The 19,694-nt window shown below is 61.8% G+C and carries 21 protein-coding genes; 16 read left to right on the forward strand and 5 right to left on the reverse strand.

Annotated features, from left to right (window positions below):
* Position 1: 1 nt before the first annotated feature.
* Genes NE623_RS06670 through NE623_RS06680 form a run of 3 tightly spaced genes read left to right on the forward strand, consistent with a single transcriptional unit; the run spans position 2 to position 2,841 of the window.
* A complete protein-coding gene (locus NE623_RS06670; RefSeq protein ID WP_256271500.1) occupies positions 2 to 490 on the forward strand; it encodes a hypothetical protein in 489 nt (162 codons plus the stop codon).
* Positions 491 to 502: 12 nt separating this feature from the next.
* A complete protein-coding gene (locus NE623_RS06675; protein ID WP_256271501.1) occupies positions 503 to 2,020 on the forward strand; it encodes an FHA domain-containing protein in 1,518 nt (505 codons plus the stop codon).
* Entirely contained in the window at positions 2,008 to 2,841 is an 834-nt protein-coding gene (locus NE623_RS06680) for an ABC transporter permease (RefSeq protein WP_256271502.1), read from the forward strand. The genes NE623_RS06675 and NE623_RS06680 overlap by 13 nt, the downstream gene beginning before the upstream one ends.
* 111 nt (positions 2,842 to 2,952) lie before the next feature.
* Here the strand turns inward: NE623_RS06680 and NE623_RS06685 are convergent, their stop codons facing one another.
* The 3 genes from NE623_RS06685 to NE623_RS06695 all read right to left on the reverse strand — a co-directional run bounded on the left by NE623_RS06685 (position 2,953) and on the right by NE623_RS06695 (position 5,815).
* Complete coding sequence (locus NE623_RS06685) at positions 2,953 to 3,897, reverse strand: putative ABC transporter permease (protein WP_256271503.1); 945 nt, start codon at positions 3,895 to 3,897, stop codon at positions 2,953 to 2,955.
* Positions 3,884 to 4,618 carry a tRNA (guanosine(46)-N7)-methyltransferase TrmB gene (gene trmB, locus NE623_RS06690; RefSeq protein WP_256271504.1) on the reverse strand — a complete coding sequence of 245 codons (735 nt, stop codon included), beginning with the start codon at positions 4,616 to 4,618 and terminating at the stop codon, positions 3,884 to 3,886. Before trmB ends, NE623_RS06685 begins: the two co-directional genes overlap by 14 nt.
* A gap of 78 nt (positions 4,619 to 4,696) precedes the next feature.
* Positions 4,697 to 5,815 carry an alanyl-tRNA editing protein gene (locus tag NE623_RS06695; RefSeq protein ID WP_256271505.1) on the reverse strand — a complete coding sequence of 373 codons (1,119 nt, stop codon included), beginning with the start codon at positions 5,813 to 5,815 and terminating at the stop codon, positions 4,697 to 4,699.
* Between the two features lie 167 nt (positions 5,816 to 5,982).
* Here NE623_RS06695 and NE623_RS06700 point away from each other — a divergent pair, with 167 nt between their 5' ends.
* The 4 genes from NE623_RS06700 to NE623_RS06715 all read left to right on the forward strand — a co-directional run bounded on the left by NE623_RS06700 (position 5,983) and on the right by NE623_RS06715 (position 10,248).
* On the forward strand, positions 5,983 to 7,233 hold the full coding sequence (locus NE623_RS06700) for a hypothetical protein (RefSeq protein ID WP_256271506.1): 1,251 nt from the start codon (positions 5,983 to 5,985) through the stop codon (positions 7,231 to 7,233).
* 52 nt (positions 7,234 to 7,285) lie between these two features.
* Entirely contained in the window at positions 7,286 to 8,803 is a 1,518-nt protein-coding gene (gene malQ, locus NE623_RS06705; RefSeq protein WP_256271507.1) for a 4-alpha-glucanotransferase, read from the forward strand.
* Positions 8,804 to 8,952: 149 nt separating this feature from the next.
* On the forward strand, positions 8,953 to 9,744 hold the full coding sequence (locus NE623_RS06710) for a GGDEF domain-containing protein (RefSeq protein WP_256271508.1): 792 nt from the start codon (positions 8,953 to 8,955) through the stop codon (positions 9,742 to 9,744).
* Between the two features lie 72 nt (positions 9,745 to 9,816).
* The gene (locus NE623_RS06715) at positions 9,817 to 10,248 is read left to right on the forward strand and encodes a hypothetical protein (protein WP_256271509.1); all 432 of its coding nucleotides are present in this window, start codon (positions 9,817 to 9,819) and stop codon (positions 10,246 to 10,248) included.
* 169 nt (positions 10,249 to 10,417) lie between these two features.
* Here the strand turns inward: NE623_RS06715 and NE623_RS06720 are convergent, their stop codons facing one another.
* Positions 10,418 to 11,458, reverse strand: a complete 1,041-nt coding sequence (locus tag NE623_RS06720) for a PTS transporter subunit IIC (RefSeq protein WP_256271510.1) — start codon at positions 11,456 to 11,458, stop codon at positions 10,418 to 10,420.
* A gap of 204 nt (positions 11,459 to 11,662) precedes the next feature.
* Here NE623_RS06720 and NE623_RS06725 point away from each other — a divergent pair, with 204 nt between their 5' ends.
* The 3 genes from NE623_RS06725 to NE623_RS06735 are packed head-to-tail and all read left to right on the forward strand — an operon-like array spanning position 11,663 to position 13,351.
* Positions 11,663 to 12,418, forward strand: a complete 756-nt coding sequence (locus tag NE623_RS06725; protein ID WP_256276140.1) for an alpha/beta hydrolase — start codon at positions 11,663 to 11,665, stop codon at positions 12,416 to 12,418.
* 3 nt (positions 12,419 to 12,421) lie between these two features.
* Positions 12,422 to 12,781 (forward strand): hypothetical protein, encoded by a 360-nt coding sequence (locus NE623_RS06730; protein ID WP_256271512.1) that lies wholly within the window; start codon positions 12,422 to 12,424, stop codon positions 12,779 to 12,781.
* 15 nt (positions 12,782 to 12,796) lie between these two features.
* The gene (locus tag NE623_RS06735; RefSeq protein ID WP_256271513.1) at positions 12,797 to 13,351 is read left to right on the forward strand and encodes a DJ-1 family glyoxalase III; all 555 of its coding nucleotides are present in this window, start codon (positions 12,797 to 12,799) and stop codon (positions 13,349 to 13,351) included.
* A 220-nt stretch (positions 13,352 to 13,571) separates the two neighbouring features.
* Here NE623_RS06735 and NE623_RS06740 read toward each other — a convergent pair whose 3' ends face one another.
* Positions 13,572 to 13,973 (reverse strand): methylglyoxal synthase, encoded by a 402-nt coding sequence (locus NE623_RS06740; protein WP_256271514.1) that lies wholly within the window; start codon positions 13,971 to 13,973, stop codon positions 13,572 to 13,574.
* Positions 13,974 to 14,226: 253 nt separating this feature from the next.
* Between NE623_RS06740 and NE623_RS06745 the strand changes: the two genes are divergently transcribed.
* From NE623_RS06745 to NE623_RS06770, 6 genes are all read left to right on the forward strand, one after another.
* On the forward strand, positions 14,227 to 14,814 hold the full coding sequence (locus tag NE623_RS06745; protein ID WP_256271515.1) for an RICIN domain-containing protein: 588 nt from the start codon (positions 14,227 to 14,229) through the stop codon (positions 14,812 to 14,814).
* Positions 14,815 to 14,910: 96 nt separating this feature from the next.
* Positions 14,911 to 16,098, forward strand: coding sequence for a DEAD/DEAH box helicase (locus tag NE623_RS06750; protein WP_256271516.1), 1,188 nt, complete (start codon positions 14,911 to 14,913; stop codon positions 16,096 to 16,098).
* A 181-nt stretch (positions 16,099 to 16,279) separates the two neighbouring features.
* Entirely contained in the window at positions 16,280 to 16,657 is a 378-nt protein-coding gene (locus NE623_RS06755) for a GntR family transcriptional regulator (RefSeq protein ID WP_256271517.1), read from the forward strand.
* A 73-nt stretch (positions 16,658 to 16,730) separates the two neighbouring features.
* On the forward strand, positions 16,731 to 17,501 hold the full coding sequence (locus NE623_RS06760; RefSeq protein ID WP_256271518.1) for a hypothetical protein: 771 nt from the start codon (positions 16,731 to 16,733) through the stop codon (positions 17,499 to 17,501).
* 17 nt (positions 17,502 to 17,518) lie between these two features.
* Entirely contained in the window at positions 17,519 to 18,934 is a 1,416-nt protein-coding gene (locus NE623_RS06765; RefSeq protein ID WP_256271519.1) for a hypothetical protein, read from the forward strand.
* Positions 18,931 to 19,650, forward strand: coding sequence for an ABC transporter ATP-binding protein (locus NE623_RS06770; protein WP_256271520.1), 720 nt, complete (start codon positions 18,931 to 18,933; stop codon positions 19,648 to 19,650). The genes NE623_RS06765 and NE623_RS06770 overlap by 4 nt, the downstream gene beginning before the upstream one ends.
* Positions 19,651 to 19,694 lie beyond the last annotated feature (44 nt).

A 19,694-nucleotide genomic window follows, 5' to 3' on the forward strand; every position in this document is an offset into this window, starting at 1 on the left:
TATGAAGCTGACAAAATGTGAAAACGGCCATTTCTATGACGGTGACAAGTACCCCGAATGTCCCTACTGCAACACCGAGCTGCTGAAGGACCATTCCATCGTCCATGCGGGCGCGGCGGAGCAGCCGACCCCCGCAGCACAGGCAGCCGCCCCGGCGGGTCCGGTGGCAGGCTGGCTTGTGGTGCTGGACGGCCCGGCCAGAGGGCGCGACCTGCGCCTTGGCGTGGGGCGCAGCTTTCTGGGGCTGGATGGGGACGGCACGCCGGTGACCCTGAGCGCCGACGCCCCCCTGAGCGCCCGGCAGGCGGCGGTGGTCTACGATGCGGAGAAAAACGCCTTCACGCTGCTGCCCGGTTCCTCGCAGGAGCTGTGCTATCTGGATGATGCAGCTGTGCTGGAGGCAATGCCGCTGGCCGGGGGCGAGACCCTGCGCCTTGGGGGTGCGGCGCTGAAGTTTGTGCCCCTCTGCGGCGCGGATTTCCACTGGTAAGGGGGCTGCGCCATGACGAGTGAAATCGTAATCCTGATTACCGAGCTGCGCAACAAGCAGCGCATTACCCTGCCCGCGGGCAGCTACCGTTTTGGCCGCAGTGCCCAGTGTGAGTATGTGCTGCGCCGCAACAGCATCGGCGATAACCAGTTTACCGTCTCCTTTGAGCAGGGGCGGTGGGTGGTCACCGACGATGGCAGCGACTACCGCACATGGCTCAACAACCGCTATCTGGACGCCGGGGAGACGAGCGTGCTGCAAAGCGGGGATGTCATCGGCCTGAACACCGATGGCAACGCCGACACGCAGGAAATCACCTTCCGCGTGGAAGAGATTACCAACGTGCAGAGCGATGAGGCCGCCCCACGCAAGGAGCAGACCACTGACGCTGTCCTGCGCGAGGTGGATATCCGCCGCAAAAAGCGGGTGCTGATTGGCCGCGGCGATGACTGCGACATCAAGCTGGTCAGCGACCGCGTGTCCCGCCACCATTGCGAGATTCTCTACAAGGACGGCCACTATGAGCTGCATGACCTCGGCTCCACCAACGGCACCTATGTGGACGGCGTCCGCGTAAGCCGCACGGTGCTGCGCAACGGTGCAGTCATTAACGTGCCTGCGCAGGTTTTTGCCTTCACGGGCGGAATGCTGCACTACCACGCCCACCAGAGCGGCATTAGTATCCAACTTGTAAATGTGTACAAAACGGTTAAAAATGCCAACACCGGCAAGCCGCTGAACATTGTGGACGGCACCAGTATGCAGGTGGAGCCCAACAGCTTTGTGGTGCTGGTGGGCGGCTCCGGCACAGGCAAATCCAGCCTGCTGACCTGCATAACCGGCACCGCGCCCTGCACGGCGGGCAGCGTGCAGTTTGACGGGCTGGACACGCGCTCCAACCGCAACGCCTTTGAGGCGGCGCTGGGCTACGTGCCGCAGAAGGACATTATGCACGATAACCTGACGGTGGAGCAGAGCCTGACCTACACGGCCAAGCTGCGCATTGCCCACGATGCTACCCGCGCAGAGATTGCCGCGGCGGTGGCCCACGCCATTGAGGCGGTCGACCTGCAGGGGCGCGAAAAGACCTATATCTCCAAGCTGTCCGGCGGGCAGAAGAAGCGCGTCTCGATTGCAATGGAGCTGCTGGCCAACCCGCGGCTGCTGATTCTGGACGAGCCGACCAGCGGGCTTTCGCCTGACCTTGACCGCAGTATGATGGAGCTTTGCCGCCGCCTGAGCCACCAGAACTGTACGGTGCTGATGGTCACCCACAATATGTCCAACATCAACCTGTGTGATAAAATCGCCTTTCTGGGCGTGGGCGGCGTGCTGTGCTACTACGGTGCGCCCGAAAAGCTGAACGAATACTTTGATGTGGAGCTGACCAGCGATATTTTTGAAAAGCTGCGCGACCCGGTGCAGATTGAACAGTACCGCGAGAAATACTTTACCACCCCCGAGTTCAACCGCCTGCTGGCGGCCTGCCCGGAGGCAGCACAGGAGGCGGAGAAGCGATGCGCCCAATAAAGTTTTTAAGGTTCCTGCGCCAGTTTGCTGTGCTGGTGCAGCGCAATCTGCAGCTGATTTGGAACGATAAGCTGCTGCTGGCCAGCCTTGCCCTGCAGTCGCCTTTTATGGTGCTGGTGGTCAAGCTGACGGCGGATCCCAACTGCTTTACCTCCAACCTTGTCAACATCGGCAGCCGCACGGCGCTCTTTATTCTGGCCGCCATGGCCACGTTTATGGGTACGCTGAACTCCTACCGGGAAATCTGCAAGGACCGTGAAATCATCCTGCGGGAGGCGTCTGTCGGCGTCGGGCTGCCCGCGGTGGTGCTCAGCAAGGCATTTGTGCTGCTGCTGGTCGAGGTACTGCAGGCGGTGGTGCTGGCGGTCGGCTTTGTGTCGATTGTGCACGTACCCCAGAACCATCTGCTGCTGGAGACGGATGCGGAAATTTTCATCACGCTTCTGCTCACCATGTTCTCCTCCAGCTGTGTCGGGCTGTTGATTTCGGCGCTCTTCACAAGTGGCGAAAGCGCGATACTGGCGGTGCTGGTGCTGATGATTGGTCAGGTTGTGTTCAGCAACGTGATGTTCACCGTGACCGGCGCGGCGGCAACCATCTCCAACATCATCGTCTGCCGCTGGGGTATGGGCGCGCTGGGCGCCTCCACGGATTTGAACAGCCGTATGGCGTGGCTGCAGGCAGGGCTGGACGGCCCGATGTACGATGCTACGGTGGAAAACCTGACCCATTCCTGGCAGATGCTGGGCCTGATTTCGGTGGTCTGCCTTGTAGCCGCGTGGCTGGTGCTGCAGATTGCCTTTGACAGGAAAAAGGCGTGAGGTTTCCCGCGGGCAGCGGCCAACCGTGCCAGATATGTCGTTTATCATTCATAGCATAAATAAACCACAAGCCCTGGACTTTTAAACAGTCCAGGGCTTGTTTGTTGAAAATTATACCTTTTTGATTTTCTCCGCGGCGTTGGCGGCGGTCTCGCGGGCGGTCTCCTTGGCGGCAGCGGCCAGCTCCCGCAGGCGGATGACGGCGGTGCGGGTGGCGGCCAGCGTCTCGGCGTAGTTCAGGCTCTTCATATCGGGGAAGGCGCGCAGCAGGCGGCGTGTGCTGAGGGGGTGCCGGTCAACAGCAGCCAGCTTTTCGCGCAGTTCGGCCACGCGGGCGGTGGCCTCTGCCCGCAGCTCGGTGGCGTTCTCGCGGCCCTCCAGCTTGGCCAGCGCCAGCTGCAGCTTCTGCTCGTCCAGCACGGTGTCGGCGGTCATGGCGCCGGTGCCCAGCACGGTGGTCAGCTTGTCGCTGGTCACACGCAGGCGGGCGCGCAGCTCGTCAATCTCGCTCAGATATTTGTTCAGGCCGATGGCCGCGGCGGTGGAGACAATAACGTCCACCACAAAGAGGATGAGCAGCACGATGTCCAGAATCAGCATAACGCGGAATGGCATCGGGTTGGAGCCGCGTGCCAGCAGCGGGTGAACCACCTTAATCATCAGCACGCTGCCCAGACCCCACAACAGGGAAAACTGCGGGCAGATGTAGCCGCCCAGATTGTACTTCATCTTGGAATAGTCCCACCAGCGGATGTGGTAGAGCTTGTACAGCACCCAGCCGCCCACCAGCTCAATGGCGGTGGTCAACACCATACCGATGAAGAAAATCGAGACGGCGCTCATGCTGCCGCTGTCCGGCAGGGGAATGAGCTGGACGCTGTAGACCAGCCCCACCATGCCAAAGCCGTAAATCGGGCAGATGGGCCCGCAGAGGAAGCCGCGGTTGACGAGCTTGTGCTCCTTGACAGCAGCGTAGACAACCTCCACGCACCAGCCGATGCAGCCGTACAGGAAAAACCAGTAGACGGTCTTTACGGCAAACTCAGTCAGATTCATCTTCCGCCTCCTGCTGCTTGGCAAGGGCTTTGGGCTCCACCCAGGTCACGGTGCTGTCGGGGCCCTTGCGGGCAATCAGCGCCTTGATGGGGATGCCCTGCTCGCTGAACATACCCTCATGCTCGGTGCGCAGGTTCCAGTCCGGCTCGTTCTTGTGCAGGTCAAAAGTCTGCCATGTGATTTCAAACCCGGCGGCGGGGAAGTAGGAAAGGCTGTCCCGGAAGAGGTCATCGTCATCGGTCTTGAACCAGATTTCCGCGCCCTCGTCCATCAGATTGCGGTACTGCAGCAGCTGGCGCGGGTGGGTCAGGCGGTGCTTGTTGCTGCCCGCGTTCTTGCTCCACGGATTGCAGAAGTTGATATAGATGCGGGAGACGCGATCCTCCGGCGTGAAGGCGTTGCCCAGACGCTCAATGTCAAGGCTGGCAATCTTCACATTGTCGGCGGGCAGACCGCGCTCGGCGTAGGCGGCCTCGACCTTGCGCTTGGCCAGAATCAGCACCTTGTCGGTGATGTCGATGCCCAGATAGTTGATGTCGGGGTGGGCGGGGGCAATCTGTGCCAGAAAGCCGCCCTTGCCGCAGCCCAGCTCCAGATGCCAGGGCTGGGCGGGCCGGGCGTACAGCTCGTGCCAGTGGCCGCCGTGGGTCAGCGGCTCATGTACGTGGAAATCGCAGGCCAGCAGCTCCGGCCGTGCGTAGGGCTTAAAACGCATGCGCATAGTGTGTTCTCCTTATGATTGGGCAATGCCGCATAATTCTGAGTGCTTACGCCGTCAGGCGAGAATGGTGCGGTGTTGTTATAGGCTTTCCAGTAAAAGCGCTTTGACTGCATCGAAATCCGCCGCCGCAAGGCTGCCTTGGCAGAAACCGGGCTTGCCGCCGCCGCGGCCCGCAAAAGCGGCGTTCAGCGCCTTGCAGACCTCGCGCACATCACCGCCGGGGGCAGCGGACAGCGCGTAGGCAAGGCCCTGCCCGCCGGAGGCCAGCGTGCAGCAGGGGGCGTTGGTTTTTGCGGTGATGGCCATGGCCATACGGCGCAGGCCGTCCCCATCGGCACCGTCCGCCCAGAGCACGGCGGGCACACCGGGCGCGGCATTGGCCGCGCAGGCATCGGCCAGTGTGTTCTGCAGCGCAGCCAGCCGTGCCTTCAGGGCTGCCTCGCCGCCCTGCAGGCGCTCCAGCGCCGGGGTCAGCGCGCCGACCGGGGCGGACAGCAGCCGCCCGGCAGCCTCGGTGTCCGCCCAGATGCCCGCCACGGCTTCATAGGCGCGCTGCCCGCAGGCCACGGCCAGCCGCATTCCGGTTTTGTAATGGGCGTAGGAGATGATTTTAATCAGCCCGACCTCGCCGGTGCGGGCCAGATGGGTGCCGCAGCAGGCACAGCAGTCGCCGCCCGCCTCCACCAGCCGCACATCGCCGGTCAGTTCCTTTTTGCTGCGGTATTCGGTCCGCGCCAGCGTCTCGGGGTCGGGTACCCAGCAGTGCACCGGGGTGTCCGCCCGCACGGCGGCGTTGGCCTCGGCCTCCGCCTGTGCCAGCTGGGCGGGGGTCAGGGGGATGCTGGTGTCCATCCGCACATAGGGCGTGCCGATGTGGAAGCCGACATTCTCCGCCCCGAACAGCCGGTGGAGCGCCCCACTCAGGATGTGCTCACCGGTGTGCTGCTGCATGGCGTCCAGCCGTGCGGGCCAGTGGAGGCAGCCCTCCACCGTGTCACCCGGCGTCAGCGGGGCATCGGTGGTGTGGGTGATGGTTACACCGTCCGTATGTACGGCCAGTACCCGCGCCGCGCCCAGCGTGCCGGTGTCACAGGGCTGGCCGCCGCCCTCCGGGAAGAAGGCCGTGCGGTCCAGCACCACGGCGAACCCACCCTGCGCCGGGGTGCAGGACAGAACCTGTGCGGTAAAATTTTGCACATATGGGTCTGTTTCGTATATTTTTTGCGTCACGGAAACGAAATCCTTTCATTTTTTGTGATTTTTTCTTATTATAACATAAAACAGGTGTAGAAAAAAACCTTCTTATCCTATATAATAAAGGATAGACTGAATTTTTACAACCATTTATGGAGGAAAACTGCTCCATGCAGAACAGGAAAGCTGCGGCGGCGCTGGTACTGCCCGCGCTGCTGCTGGCGGGGTGTTCTCTGGCGGATGTAAAAACCGCCGTTATCCCCGCCGAAAATACCGCAACCATTGAGACAGCCCCCACCCCCGCGCCCCAGTCGCTGACCGTGTATGCGTCCGCGTCGCTGGCCCCGGCGGTGCAGGCCTACGCCGCCGCGCAGGGCGTGACCCTGACCCTGACCAAGGACGCCGCCGCGGCGGATTTGCTGCTGACCGACCACGCACCGGGCGGCAGCCTGCTGGACGTGACCAGCGATACCCTGCTGGCCGCCGCAGCAGCGCGGGCCGACATTACCGAAAACGCCACCGCTCTGCCGCTGGGCCGCAGCCTGTACGGCTACTGGGCCAATGAGCAGGTGCTTACCGCCCTGCTGGGCGCGGATGGCGCCGCCGCCCTGCAGAGCGCCAGCTGGGAGGAGTGGAGCGACTTTGTGGAGACGCTCTCTGACTGGCTGGCTAAGCCGAAGGCCGCGACTGTGACGCTGAACGGCAAGGACTACACCCTGCCCGAGACGAAGCCGGACGGCGTGACCGCCACCGGCGTCTTTGCCGCCCCGGCGGACCGGGTCTCCGGCTACAGCGCCGCCATTCTGGCCGCGGACGGAACCTACACGGCCGATGCGCTGGAGGGACCGCTGAACGGTGTTTATTACGCTGTGGCGCTGGAATGGGACCATATGGCCGACAGCGACCAGAACGCCGTGTTCCGCCGCGCCAAGCTGACCGATTTACTGGCCGACTACGGTGCGGACGCCTGCCAGGGGCTGACGCTGATACCGTTCAAGTGCAATCTGGACGAGAGCGACCTGACCACCGAGGAGTACAATCTGGATGGTCTGCTGAACTACCCGGTGCTGGCTGACGTGGGCTGCATTGCCATCAACGCCGACACCAGCCCTGAGGGGCTGAAGGCCGCCAAGAGCGCCGCGCTGTGGCTCTACTCCAACGGCGAGGGCGAGGACACCCTGACCGAGACGCTGGGGGCTATCACGCCGTGGAATACGGCATCGGACGCCACCACACTGGGGGCTATGCAGGTAGAGCAGGCGGGGACGGGCATCCTGCCCGGCACGGCGTTTGATACCGCCGCAGCCGAGGCCCTGACCGCCAACGAGCTGGCCCTGCAGGGCACCGAAAAGCGCACAAGGGCAGAACGTACCGCCTTTGTGCAGGCGGCGATGAGCGCCATGGGCGTGCCGGAAAAATGAACCACTGCCCGCCCAAGCGGGCATACCTCTACATAAGGAGAAGAAAAATATCATGGAGTTCAATCGTTGCAGCGGAATTTTGATGCCGATTTCCAGCCTGCCCGGCGGGTACGGCATTGGCAGTATGGGCAAGCCGGCCTATGACTTTGTGGACTTTCTGGCCGCGGCGGGCCAGACCATCTGGCAGATTCTGCCGGTTGGCCCCACCGGCTACGCCGACAGCCCCTACCAGAGCTGCTCTGCCTTTGCGGGCAACCCCTACTTCATCGACCTTGACCAGCTGGCCGCGGACGGCCTGCTGACCAAAAAGGACTATACCGGCATCAACTGGGGCAGCGATGCCGCAAAGGTCGACTACGGCACGCTGTACGACCAGCGTTTTACCGTGTTGCGCAAGGCGTACCAAAACTTCCTCAAGCAGCGCCCGGTGCCCGGCTATGAGACGCCCTACCCCGATGACTGGTACCGTTTCCAGTTCCTGAGCAGCGACTGGCTGCCCGACTACTGCCTGTATATGGCCATCAAGGTCAGCAACGGCATGGTGGACTGGCAGAAGTGGCCCCGCGCCCTGCGCGTGCGGGAGCCCGAGGCACTGGCACAGTTCCGGGAGGAGCATGCCGAGGAGATTGAATTCTGGGCCTTTTTGCAGTATGAGTTCGACCGCCAGTGGCGCGCCCTGCACGCCTACGCAAAGGCCAAGGACGTAGCCATTATGGGCGATATTCCGATTTACGTTGCCGCGGATTCCGCCGACGCATGGGCGGGCCGCGAGCTGTTTGAGACCGATGCCGAGGGCAAGCCGCGCCGCGTGGCGGGCTGCCCGCCGGACTACTTTGCGGCGGATGGTCAGCTGTGGGGCAACCCGCTGTATGACTGGGACTACCACCGCCGCACCGGCTACGCGTGGTGGATTCTGCGCCTGCGCCACGCGCTGTCCATCTATGACATCCTGCGTATTGACCACTTCCGCGGCTTTGACACCTACTGGGCCATCCCGGCAGGGGAGACCACGGCCCGCAACGGCCGCTGGGAGCAGGGCCCCCGGATGGAGCTTTTCCGCGCCGTGCACAACGCATTGGGCAGCCTGCCCATCGTGGCCGAGGATCTGGGCGAGATGTTCGACTCGGTCCGCCAGCTGCTGGCGGAAAGCGGCTTCCCCGGCATGAAGGTGCTGCAGTTCGCCTTCACCGGTGAGGACAGCGTGGACCTGCCCCACAATTATCCGCGCAACTGCGTGGCCTACCCCGGCACCCATGACAACAACACGCTGGCGGGCTGGTTCCGTGAGGAGCTGACCCCCGCCCAGCGCAAGCAGGCCGAGGAATACTTTGCCCTGACCAAGCAGGAGGGCACGGTGCGCGGTATGCTGCGCGGCGTTATGGCCAGCACGGCGGCGCTGGCCATCATCCCGCTGGCCGACTGGCTGGAGGAGCCTGCCGGAAGCCGACTGAATACCCCGGGCCAGGCACAGGGCAACTGGCAGTGGCGCACCGATGCCAAAAAGCTGACCCCCGCGCTGGCCAAGGAAATCCGAGCCATGGCGGCAAGGTACTTCCGTCTGGGAAAATAATTTGTTGACTTCGTTGGATATTTCCGCGTTTCCCGAAGAATATTTGTGCAACGCACGCCTTGGAAAAATTACGGCCTTGTGGTAAAATATTGCTGTATTTTGTGAAAAGCCCTTACACACTATGCCGCAAAGCGGCAGAAGGAAACAACATGAAACAGGAATACACCCTTGCCGAGCTGCAAACGGAAATGGACGCTTTGGCGCAGCTTTTTGACAGCGTTACGCTGGCGGACCCCCGCATGGGCCTGCTGGACCCGGCTACGCTGCAACCGCTGAACAAGGTGGCGGCGGTTCCGGTGCTGGACGCCGACGGCCGCGGTATGCGCATTGTAAAGGCCAAAAACGGTTTGGAAGCGGTGATTGCGCAGGGCATCAGCGTTGCGGGTACGCCCTGTGTGCTGATGCTGGCTATGCCGCTGCCCCGCCGCCTGCAGGCCGATGGCGCAGAGGACGCCTTCACCCGCGCACTGAGCCAGATGCAGGATGATTTGCGCCGCGACCACGTGACCGGCGTCTACAACGCCGTCTATCTAAACGAGGAGTTCCGCCCCAAGGCCGAGCAGGCCGCGCTGAACGGCCAGCCGATGGGCGTGGTGATGGTCCGCGTGAACGAGTACTGGCAGCTGCGTGAGAACGAGAGCGAGTCCGCCGCAAACTGCTGCCTGAATATGGCCGCAGGTATTCTGCAGCTGACCGTAGGCCCAGATCACGAAAAGGCCGTGCTGGCCCGCTTGAATGATGGCTTCTTTGCCATTGTCACGGCGGGCACGCCTGCCGCCGCTATGGCACAGACCGTGCGCGAGGCGATGAACGATTCCCGCCGGGAATTTAACATCTCGCTCTCCCGCCGCGGCAGCTTCACGGTGGAGATTGCCTCCGCCGAATGGGGCGAGACCGCCTCCTGGGATATGACCCTTTCGCTGGCGCAGCAGCGCCTGTAACCCCTGCATAAAACAGCCCCCCTGTGTGCATACTGGCATTGACCGCCAAACGTACACAAGGGGGATTTTTGTATGCAGAGTGACAACGAAAAAATGCTGCAGGAGATTGTGCAGAACACCGAGATGGGCAAGAACACGCTGGACGAGCTGATGGGTCTGACCCATGACCAGCGGCTGAAGGACGAGATGATGCGCCAGAAGCGGGAGTACCGCCGCATCAATCAGGCCGCCCACACCGCGCTGGACGCCATCGGGGCCGAGGCCCATGGCCAGAGCGCCGCCGCCCGCATGAGCGTGAGCATGGGCATCCGCACCCGGACGATGATGGACAAATCGACCCGCAACCTTGCCACCATGCTGGCCGAGGGCAGCGGGCAGGGTGTGCTGGACTGCAAGCGCGCCGAGAAGGACTACCCCGCCGCCAGCCCCGGCGCGTACAAGCTCTGCCATGAGCTGGGCGCCTTCCAGAGCAAGGCCGAGGAAACCTGGCGCGGGTTTGTGTGAGAGGGCGGGCAAACCGTAAAAGGGTGGCCGCGCACGCTTTGGCCCTCATCAGTCAGCGGACGGGGCCGCTGACAGCTTCCCCCGCGGGGGAAGCCATTCGCCCAGTGCCCTATAACGAAAAGCAGGGATGCATCCCAGCATCCCTGCTTTACTTACTATACAGTACAGCTTACAGCTTCAGATCGCCCTCTTTGATCCAGCCCTTTTTGCGCAGCAGTTCGCAGAAAAGGGTGCTCAGCACGGCGGGCAGAACAAAGCAAATCAGAACAAGACCCGCCCAGTCAAAGGCGGTGATGGTCATACCGCTTTCCACCCAGCCGGTGTAGACGCCAATCTGGCCGACCAGACCGCAGGTGCCCATACCGCTGGAAACCGCCGGGCCATTCATCTCCAGATGGAACACGCAGGTGGCAAGGGGGCCAGTGATGGCCGCCGCCAGCGTCGGGGGAATCCAGGTGCGAGGGTTGCGCAGGATGTTGGGCATCTGTAGCATACTTGTGCCCAGACCCTGGCTGACCAGCCCGCCGACGCCGTTCTCCTTATAGCTCATAACCGCAAAGCCCACCATCTGGGCGCAGCAGCCTGCCACGGCAGCGCCGCCCGCCAGACCGGTCAGACCCAGCGCTGCGCAGATGGCCGCACTGGAAATGGGCAGCGTCAGTGCCATGCCCACCAGCACGGAAACCACAACGCCCATCAGCAGCGGCTGTAGCTCGGTGGCCCACATAATCAGGCTGCCCACCGCGGACGCCACCGCGCCGATGGACGGTGCAAACAGGGCGCTCAGGCTGACGCCGACCAGAATGGTGACGGCGGGGGTGACAAGAATGTCGATCTTGGTTTCCTTGCTGACCAGCTTGCCGGTCTCGGCGGCGATAATGGCAATCAGGTAAACGGCCAGAGGTCCGCCCGCGCCGCCCAGCTCATTGGCGGCACCGCCCACGGCAATCAGGCTGAACAGCACCAACTGCGGTGCGTGCAGCGCGTAGCCAATCGAGGCAGCCATTGCAGGGCCGGCCACCGCGGCAGCGTACCCGCCCGCCGTGACCAGAAACGCAAGGCCGAGCTGCTGGCCCAGCGTCTTGATGATGGTGCCAATCAGCAGGCTGGCAAACAACCCCTGTGCCATCGCGCCCATAGCGTCGATGCCGTAGCGGTGCGCAGAGATGACGACATCCTTGCGCCGGAAAAATGATTGAACAGCTTCCATCGTATAACGATTCCTCTTTTCCTATAGAATACCAAAATTTTAACATTTTGTGACCGGGAATACAACCCGATTGATTGAAAAAGTGAACAAAATGCGCTACAATTATAAAAACACCGCATAATTCTAAGCGCCGCAGCGGTGCTTAAGCCGTCAGGCGGGAATTGTGCGGTGTTGCCTAAAAAACCAAGAGGGGAGAGAGGCCCAATGGTCGAAACCTTTACTGCCCATATTACACCCTTCGGGCTGGACCGCACAACCTTTGTCTATCTGCCCGATGACTGGCAGACCTCCGGCAGACGGTACCCGGTCATCTATATGTTTGACGGGCACAATCTGTTCTTTGATTCCACCGCCACCTTTGGCACCTGCTGGGGCATGAAGGAGTACATGGACGCCCACGGCGATGCCATCATCGTTGCACCCGAGTGCAACCACGAGGGAAACGCCCGGTTGGAGGAGTACAGCCCCTATGACTTCACGTGGCAGGAAAACGCCATCCACGGCCGCGGCAAGACCTATATGGACTGGATGGTGAACGAGCTCAAGCCGCTGGTTGACGCGAAATACCCGACCCTGCCCGACCGGGAGCATACCGCCATCGGCGGGTCCAGCATGGGCGGCCTGATGAGCCTGTACGGCGTGGCGGCGTACAACGATGTGTTCAGCCGTGCGGCCTGCCTGTCGCCGTCGGTGCGGTTCAGCTTTACCGAGGTCAAGGCCGACCTGCGCAAGGCAAAAATCGCTCCCGGCACGCGGGTGTATATCAGCTGGGGCGAGCGCGAGGGCAAGGGCCGACACGCGCTGGCACAGTACACCGCCAAGGCGCTGGAGACCGCCAACCTGCTGACCGAGCGCGGCGCGGTGGTCTACCCCTACTGCCAGCTGGACGGAAAGCACTGCGAGGCCGACTGGAACTGCCAGCTGGCGCGGTGCTTCAAGTTCCTGTTCGGGTGGAGGTAAGCCATGGCAGACAAAAAGAAAAAGCGCCCCGCGCCCGCACCCGCGCTGGAACTGCCGCCCCGCCGCACCCGCCTGCTGGCCGCGCTGTGCTATCTGAACGTGCTGATACTGATTCCCGCCTGCACTAAATGGCGGCATGATGAATTTGTGAAATTCCACCTGAATCAGGGCCTTGTGGTGCTGGCGATGGCCACCGTCTGCGCCTGTGTGGGCTTTCTGCCCCACGGCAGTGAGATGGGGCTGACATTGACGATGTTTGTGGACGTGCTGTCCCTTGTCGGACTGGTGCAGACCCTGCGCGGGCTGAAAACCCCGCTGCCGGTCATCTGGCGCATCAACCGTGCGTTTCATCCATTTGAGTAAAAGGAGATGCTTATTATGGCAAAGGCTGTTATCTTTTTTGCCCCCGGTCTGGAGGAGTGCGAGGGGCTGCTGTGCGTGGACATTCTACGCCGCGCCGGTGTGGAGGTGACGATTGCCGCCGTCGGCGGGGAGAAAATCGTCAAAAGTGCCCGGCAGGTCAACGTTGTGGCGGATGCCCTTGCGGAGGAGCTGGACTACGCGGCATTTGACGCCTGCATCCTGCCCGGCGGTATTCCCGGCGTGCCGAACCTGAAGGCGGATGCCACGGTGCGCAGCGTCTGCCGTGACTTTGCCGCGCAGGGCAAGCTGGTGGCGGCCATCTGCGCTGCGCCCACCGCCTTGGCAGAGTTTGGCGTGCTGAACGGCAAAAAGGCCACGGTCTATCCCGGTATGGACGCGGCCCTCACCGCGGCGGGGGCCAGCTACACCGGCCTGCCGCTGACGATTGACGGCAACATTGTCACCGGCGAGGCGCTGGGCGCGGCGATTCCCTTTGCTCTTGCACTGGCCCGCATCCTGGCTGGTGCCGAAGCCGCCAACAAGGTCAAGAGCGCGATTGTGTACCAGTAAGCCAATGCCGTAGGGGCGGGCATTGCCCGCCCGCAAGGGTGCCGGAAAGAGGGCGGCGGGAAGCAGCCCCCTCATCCGGCCCTGCGGGGCCGCCTTCTCCCGGAGGGTGAAGGCGCGGGGCCGCACGCCCTGCGTTCCACCGATAAAAACGGCCCGCAACCGGCCATACAAAAAACACCCTGCCTTTGTCACAAGGCAGGGTGCTGTTTTTACAACTGAATTATCGCCCGCGCTGGAGTTCAATCCACGCTAAATCGCCGCGCTCCAGACCGTGGATGAGCACCTCGGCGGTGGCAATGTTGGTGGCCACCGGGATGGTGTGCATATCACACAGGCGCAGCAGCGTTACATCATTGGGCTCGCCGGGCTTGGCGCCGACAGGGTTGCGGAAGAAGAGCAGCATATCGACCTCGCCGCAGCCAATCATGGCGGAAATCTGCTCGGCACCGCCGCGGCCGCCCGGATACAGGCAGCGCACCGGCAGGCCGGTTGCGTCATGGACAATTTTGCCGGTCACGCCGGTGGTAACCAGATCGTGCTCGGACAAAATGCGCACGTAGGCCGTGCAGAATTGAGCCATCAATTCCTTGCGGGAATCGTGGGCAATCAAGGCAATCCGCATAACTGAAACTCTCCCCCAACAGGGCCGCCGCGCGGCCACAAAACAAGCATATATTTAATGATATACCATATGTACAAAAAAAGCAAGTGCCGCGGCCGCAAAAATCGTCAAAAAATGCGCTTGGCCGGGTACACATTGGCGTATTTGCCAAAGCGCGCCGCAAAATTTTGGTAAAACAGCGCGGCGCAGTTGTGCTATAATGAAGAAAACAGACAGACACTGTAGATGAATCTGTCTAAAAGGAGGCTCAACCATGAAGAAATCTGCCCAGACCGTCATCCGTCCAGATACCTATTACACCATCGCAGCAGCCAATGGCCGCGTGCTGGAAGTGGCCGATTTCAACACCGAGAACGGCGCGTCCGTCCGCCTGTGGAGCTACGAGGGCCAGCCGTGGCAGCAGTGGCAATTTGTGGAAGCAGGTGAGGGCGAGTACCGCATCAAGAACCGCTTTACCGGCAAGGTTATGGATTTGGCGATGTCCGGCGTCTGCAACGGCACGTGGGTGCACCAGTGGAGCCAGACCGCCGGCGCAGGCCAGCGGTGGGAGCTTGTGGACGCAGGCGGCGGAAAAGTCAAGCTGCGCAACGTTCTGGCGGATAAGGTCATCGACCTTGTAGGAATGCGTGTGGACAACGGCACGCAGGCGCAAATCTGGCAGGACGTTTTTGGCGAGAACCAGCTTTGGAAAATTGACCCTGTGCCCGTGCGTCTGCTGGACAAGGAGCCCCCGGCCCCGAAGCCGCGTGCAGCCGCCAAAAAGCCCGCCAAGGCCACCCGCACCCAGACGGAAAAGAAAACCTCCGGCAAGGCGGCGCGACGCACCAGCAAGAACAAGTAACGCATCGGCTCCCGCTGCGGCGGGGGCCGTTTTTGCGGGTTGCGGGAAAAGACGAATGTTGTTATAATAGAGAAAAAACCGAAAGGCAGTGCGACCATGCAGTTTACCGAGCTTACCAATGTTTCGCCCGAGATCATCCGCGCTACGCAGGCGATGGGCTTTACCGATATGACCGAAATTCAGGAAAAGGCCATCCCGCTGATGCTGGGCGGGCATGATATGATTGCCAAGGCCCCCACGGGTACCGGCAAGACGGTGGCGTTCGGCATTCCGATTCTGTCCAAGGTTGACCCTGCCAGCCTGCAGCCGCAGGCCGTTGTGCTCAGCCCCACGCGGGAGCTGGCCCAGCAGATTGCGCAGGATTTGCAGAATCTGGCGCAGTTCCTGCCGGAAATCAAAATCGTTTGCGTCTACGGCGGTGCGGGGATGGACAAGCAACAGCGCCAGCTCAAGCAAGGCTGCCAGATTGTGGTGGCCACGCCCGGCCGCCTGATGGACCACTACCGCCACCACGCCATTGACGTCTCCGCGGTAAAGACCGTGGTGCTGGACGAGGCCGATGAAATGCTGAATATGGGCTTCTACAAGGATGTGAAGTACATCATCGACCTGATGAAGCACCGCGAGAGCCTGTCGATGTTCTCGGCCACCATCAGCCGCGAGGTGCTGGACATCGGCTGGCTGTACCAGCACAACGCCGCCGAGGTCAGCGTCCAGCCGGTCGAGGATTCCAGCCCGAAGATTGCCCAGTACAAGCTGCTGACCACCGGCCGCGACAAGCTGGCGGACGCCGCGCAGATTATCATTGACGAGGGCTACAAGCGGGTTATGATTTTCTGCAACACCAAGTACAACACCGGTATGCTGGCCAACCAACTGGCCCGGCTGAACTTCAACGTGGATTGCCTGCACGGCGATTTGTCGCAGGCGGAGCGCAACCGCATTATGACGCGCTTTAAGGCGGGCGAGATTGATGTGCTGGTGGCCACCGATGTGGCGGCCCGTGGTATTGATGTTTCCGATGTGGATGCTGTTATCAACTACGATGTGCCCGAGGAAAACGAGCACTACACCCACCGCATCGGCCGCACGGGCCGAGCCCGCAAGCAGGGTGCCAGCTACCTGTTCTACACCAAGGAGGAAGCTAAGCGCGTTGACCAGCTGCTGCGCCTGACCCGCAACACCGACGACTGCAAGGCCGTCAAGTTTGATTTCAACCACGAACACCTGAAAATCGAGGACACCGCCCCGGCGGATAAGTTCCAAATCAAGGCGTATTTTTAAGTAAGGCGTTTTTTAAGAGTAGATAGCTAAAGTAGTATGTTTCGCCCCCGCCAGCTTCAACAGGCTGGCGGGGGCTTTGCTATGCCCATAGAAAAATTCTGTATGCCCCTCTTGACAGATAAGCGTATTACGGCTATAATACGCATATAGCACAGACATTCAACAGAAAGGAGGCAGCAGCTTGGTTGATTTCAGTGGCCTGCAGTTTGATGACAGCGCCCCGGTTTACCAGCAGATTGCCGAGTATCTGAAGCGGCAGATTCTGTTGGGCACCGTGCAGGACGGCGACCCTATGCCCAGCCGCCGGGAGCTGGCCGCGCAAACCGGCATCAACCCCAACACCGCCCAAAAGGCCTACCGCCTTATGACCGAGGAGGGCTATGTTGTCACCGACGGCAACAGCGGCAGCTTTGTGCACCTGACCCCGGAGCTGCATGAGCAAATCTCCGCCCAGCTGACCCGCGGCCTTGTACAGGCGTTTGTCAATCAGGCCAAGGCAAACCGCCTCAGCTACAAGAAAGTGCTGGATTTGATCAGTGAGCTTTGGGGCGATGAATGATTTTTTTGTACCCTGTGTGTATTACTGAGATGGTACACAGGCAACGTGCCGGAGAACATGGAAGGAGCACCCTATGAAACACACACTTACCCTTGCCGCGTGGAATATCCGTCTGGCGCGGCGCAGCCTGATGCTGGTGTGGGGCGTTTTTGCCGCCCAGCAGCTGGCGCTGGTAGTCTTTCGCATCTGCTGGCAGGGCGCTGCCGGCATGGGGCTGGCGTCCCATTATTACGTTACCATGCAAATTTTTGCCTATCTTGGGTTTTATCTGCTTACCGGTTTGGCGGCGGGGCTGGCCACCCACAACAGCCGCCGCGCCCGCAGCGGGTACACCTGGGCCACGCTGCCCGGCACCCCGGGGCAAAAGTTCGGGGCCAAGGCCATCACCATCGCCGCCGCCGAGGTCGTCTTTGCCGCCTGGCAGTTTGTGTGGTACATCGTTGAATTTTACCCCGTCACCGCGCTGGAAGTCCACCTGGCCCGCAAGCTGTACGGCGCGGCCCTGCCGCCCGCCAACCTGTACGAGCAGGTCGTCGCCAACAACCTGTTTTCCCGCCTGCTGCCGCGCCGCCCCTTGCAGCTGGTGATCTTGCTGGGCATCCTGGCCCTGTCCGCCCTGCTGCTGGCCGCGCTGGACACCGTGCGCGGCTGGCGCAAGCTGCCTGTGTTCGCCGTCGGCGGGCTGTGCGCCTGGCAGTGCTTCTACCTGGTGACCGTTGAGCAGCACCCCGAGTGGATGTTCACCTCTGCAAGCCGCAACGTTATCATGGCCCTCGCCGCCGTGCTGGCCACCCTCACCGTGTGGTGGGCAGTGCGCAGCATCCGCCGCGGCGAAACCTGCTGAAAGGGGAGTGACCTGCTATGAAAGAAACGAAAACCAAAAAATCTACTTATCTGCGTAACTTTATCATTGCTGTCACCCTATCGGCGGCCATCCTCGCCGCCGGTGCCCTGTGGGTGCTGCTGGGCTGGCGCAGCGCGCTGGACATCACCCTCACCGACCTGGCAGGCGACCCCGCCGCCCTGCGCGGCTTCACGATGCGCGGCCAGAGCTATTTTGACACCGCCCACACCTACTGGGACCTGCACGACGGCTACCTGGACACCAGCTTTGCCCTTGACCCTGACGAGAGCGACAACCAGTACCACTACAGCGCGTGGGGGGCATCTCACACGACTTTTTACGCTGTAACGCCGGAAACGCGCGACGAAGTAAACGCCGCCGCCCAGCGCGTACAGGTGTATGACGACAACTGGCAGATGCAAAGCACCGCGTCCCACTTCCGCGTGATGGCCGAAATCAGCATGGGCAGCGATGTTCTCCGCATCGCCCTGCGGGAGGTGGTGCTGGATGCGCCCATCTCGGTAAGCGCCAACGCCGAGGTGCCCACCTATCTGGACCGCACCCGCGTCAGCTATGATTACACGGCCGATTTCTCCGACGAAGTGGAGGATACCAACACCGATTACCACTACATTGCCGGGCAAATTTTCTCGCTGGGCGACGGCCAGGGCCTTGCCTGGCGGTACACCGTTGCCGACCGCAAGGCCGGGCTGTACAAGGCCACGCCCATCAGCTATGACGACCTCGCCGCTCTGCCTGCCGACGGCAAAGTCGGCGACCGCGACGTGCTTTGCGCCACCACCGAGTTCGGCACGCTGGAACCGTTCTACTGCCCCGAAAACGCCCGACAGGTGGTTTGCGGCCTGCCAATGGATGACGGCCTGACGCTCTGCGTTTACCTTGACCCGCTGAACAAGGCCTGCGCCGACCTCGTCAACGCGGCGGGGGAGCAGGTGGATCATATCGAGCTGGGCATCGAGGGCGGCAACGGTGATTTTTCGGTGACCGCGCTGCCCCGCACCACCGACCGCGACGCCGTGCTGAAGGTGGACTTCCGCAATCTCTTTGTAGCCCTGCGCGTGCAGGACGGCAAGTTCAGCCTGCATCAAACCCTCTCCGCCGAGGGTGACATCTACCTGCGCAACGCCGAGGACGCCGTGCTGAACACCGCCGGTGACGCGCTGCTCATCGCCACGCCCGAATACACCACCGTGGGCGAGGCCAACGCCGACGACTCTTTCAACATCTACCAAACCGGCACGCTGCTGGTCGTCTACCCGCTGGACGGCAGCGCCCCGCGCTACCGCGGTCGCCTGGACAACGGCGTCGACCGCGACTGGGGCGGGCAGCTGGGCGAAAGCTATTACAGCTGGCCCGCGCACCACTATATGAACTACGAACTTTACGAGAAGGACAGGGAGAAACGGCTATGATCGAGGTAAAAAATCTGCAAAAAACCTACCGCAGCCATGGCCAGACCGTGGGCCTGCTGGGGGTGGATTTCACCGTGCCCAGCGGTCAGATTGTAGGTATCCTGGGCGAGAATGGTGCCGGTAAAACCACGCTGCTGCGCTGTATTGCTGAGCTTTTGCCCCACAAGGGCACGGCATTGCTGGACGGTAAGCCCGCGAGCGCCCAGTATGAGCGCATCAGCTACATCACCGGCGAGGGCAGCTATTACCCTGCGCTGACTGTTGCCGCCTACGGCCAGCTGCTGGCCGACCTGCACCCGGCATTTGACCCGGCGCGGTATGCAAAATTTCTGGAGTTCTTCTCCCTGCACGGCAGCGATGTGATTGGCCGCCTTTCCACCGGCCAGCGCGCCCGGGTGGAGCTGGCCGCAGGCTTTGCCAAGCGGGTGCCCTATTACCTGATGGACGAGCCGTTCCTCGGCAAGGACCCCTTCACGCGGCGGGACTTCCTCAAGCTGATGAGTGCCACCCTGACCGGTGAGGAAACGCTGCTGCTCTCGACCCATTACATCGAGGATGTGGAGCATTTCCTCGACCGCGCCCTGATTCTGCACGAGGGGCGCATTGCGGAGGATTTGTCGCTCGACACCCTGCCCGCGGGCGACAGCCTGCTGGCCCATATGGCCACCGCCTGCCACTGGGACCCCCAGCGCTATCTGCAATTTGAGGATGAATAACAGATAACAATAAAAAAGCCTGCAGCCCATACAGCTGCAGGTTT

Origin of the sequence: Gemmiger formicilis (genome assembly GCF_024462815.1) — a bacterium.
Classification (GTDB): domain Bacteria; phylum Bacillota; class Clostridia; order Oscillospirales; family Ruminococcaceae; genus Gemmiger.

Excerpts from the sequence above, each read along its gene's own strand:
- NE623_RS06670 (WP_256271500.1), top strand. The coding sequence starts at position 2 with ATGAAGCTGACAAAATGTGAAAACGGCCATTTCTATGACGGTGACAAG.
- NE623_RS06675 (WP_256271501.1), top strand. The coding sequence starts at position 503 with ATGACGAGTGAAATCGTAATCCTGATTACCGAGCTGCGCAACAAGCAG.
- NE623_RS06680 (WP_256271502.1), top strand. The coding sequence starts at position 2,008 with ATGCGCCCAATAAAGTTTTTAAGGTTCCTGCGCCAGTTTGCTGTGCTG.
- NE623_RS06685 (WP_256271503.1), bottom strand. The coding sequence starts at position 3,897 with ATGAATCTGACTGAGTTTGCCGTAAAGACCGTCTACTGGTTTTTCCTG.
- trmB (WP_256271504.1), bottom strand. The coding sequence starts at position 4,618 with ATGCGCATGCGTTTTAAGCCCTACGCACGGCCGGAGCTGCTGGCCTGC.
- NE623_RS06700 (WP_256271506.1), top strand. The coding sequence starts at position 5,983 with ATGCAGAACAGGAAAGCTGCGGCGGCGCTGGTACTGCCCGCGCTGCTG.
- malQ (WP_256271507.1), top strand. The coding sequence starts at position 7,286 with ATGGAGTTCAATCGTTGCAGCGGAATTTTGATGCCGATTTCCAGCCTG.
- NE623_RS06710 (WP_256271508.1), top strand. The coding sequence starts at position 8,953 with ATGAAACAGGAATACACCCTTGCCGAGCTGCAAACGGAAATGGACGCT.
- NE623_RS06715 (WP_256271509.1), top strand. The coding sequence starts at position 9,817 with ATGCAGAGTGACAACGAAAAAATGCTGCAGGAGATTGTGCAGAACACC.
- NE623_RS06720 (WP_256271510.1), bottom strand. The coding sequence starts at position 11,458 with ATGGAAGCTGTTCAATCATTTTTCCGGCGCAAGGATGTCGTCATCTCT.
- NE623_RS06725 (WP_256276140.1), top strand. The coding sequence starts at position 11,663 with ATGGTCGAAACCTTTACTGCCCATATTACACCCTTCGGGCTGGACCGC.
- NE623_RS06730 (WP_256271512.1), top strand. The coding sequence starts at position 12,422 with ATGGCAGACAAAAAGAAAAAGCGCCCCGCGCCCGCACCCGCGCTGGAA.
- NE623_RS06735 (WP_256271513.1), top strand. The coding sequence starts at position 12,797 with ATGGCAAAGGCTGTTATCTTTTTTGCCCCCGGTCTGGAGGAGTGCGAG.
- NE623_RS06740 (WP_256271514.1), bottom strand. The coding sequence starts at position 13,973 with ATGCGGATTGCCTTGATTGCCCACGATTCCCGCAAGGAATTGATGGCT.
- NE623_RS06745 (WP_256271515.1), top strand. The coding sequence starts at position 14,227 with ATGAAGAAATCTGCCCAGACCGTCATCCGTCCAGATACCTATTACACC.
- NE623_RS06750 (WP_256271516.1), top strand. The coding sequence starts at position 14,911 with ATGCAGTTTACCGAGCTTACCAATGTTTCGCCCGAGATCATCCGCGCT.
- NE623_RS06760 (WP_256271518.1), top strand. The coding sequence starts at position 16,731 with ATGAAACACACACTTACCCTTGCCGCGTGGAATATCCGTCTGGCGCGG.
- NE623_RS06765 (WP_256271519.1), top strand. The coding sequence starts at position 17,519 with ATGAAAGAAACGAAAACCAAAAAATCTACTTATCTGCGTAACTTTATC.
- NE623_RS06770 (WP_256271520.1), top strand. The coding sequence starts at position 18,931 with ATGATCGAGGTAAAAAATCTGCAAAAAACCTACCGCAGCCATGGCCAG.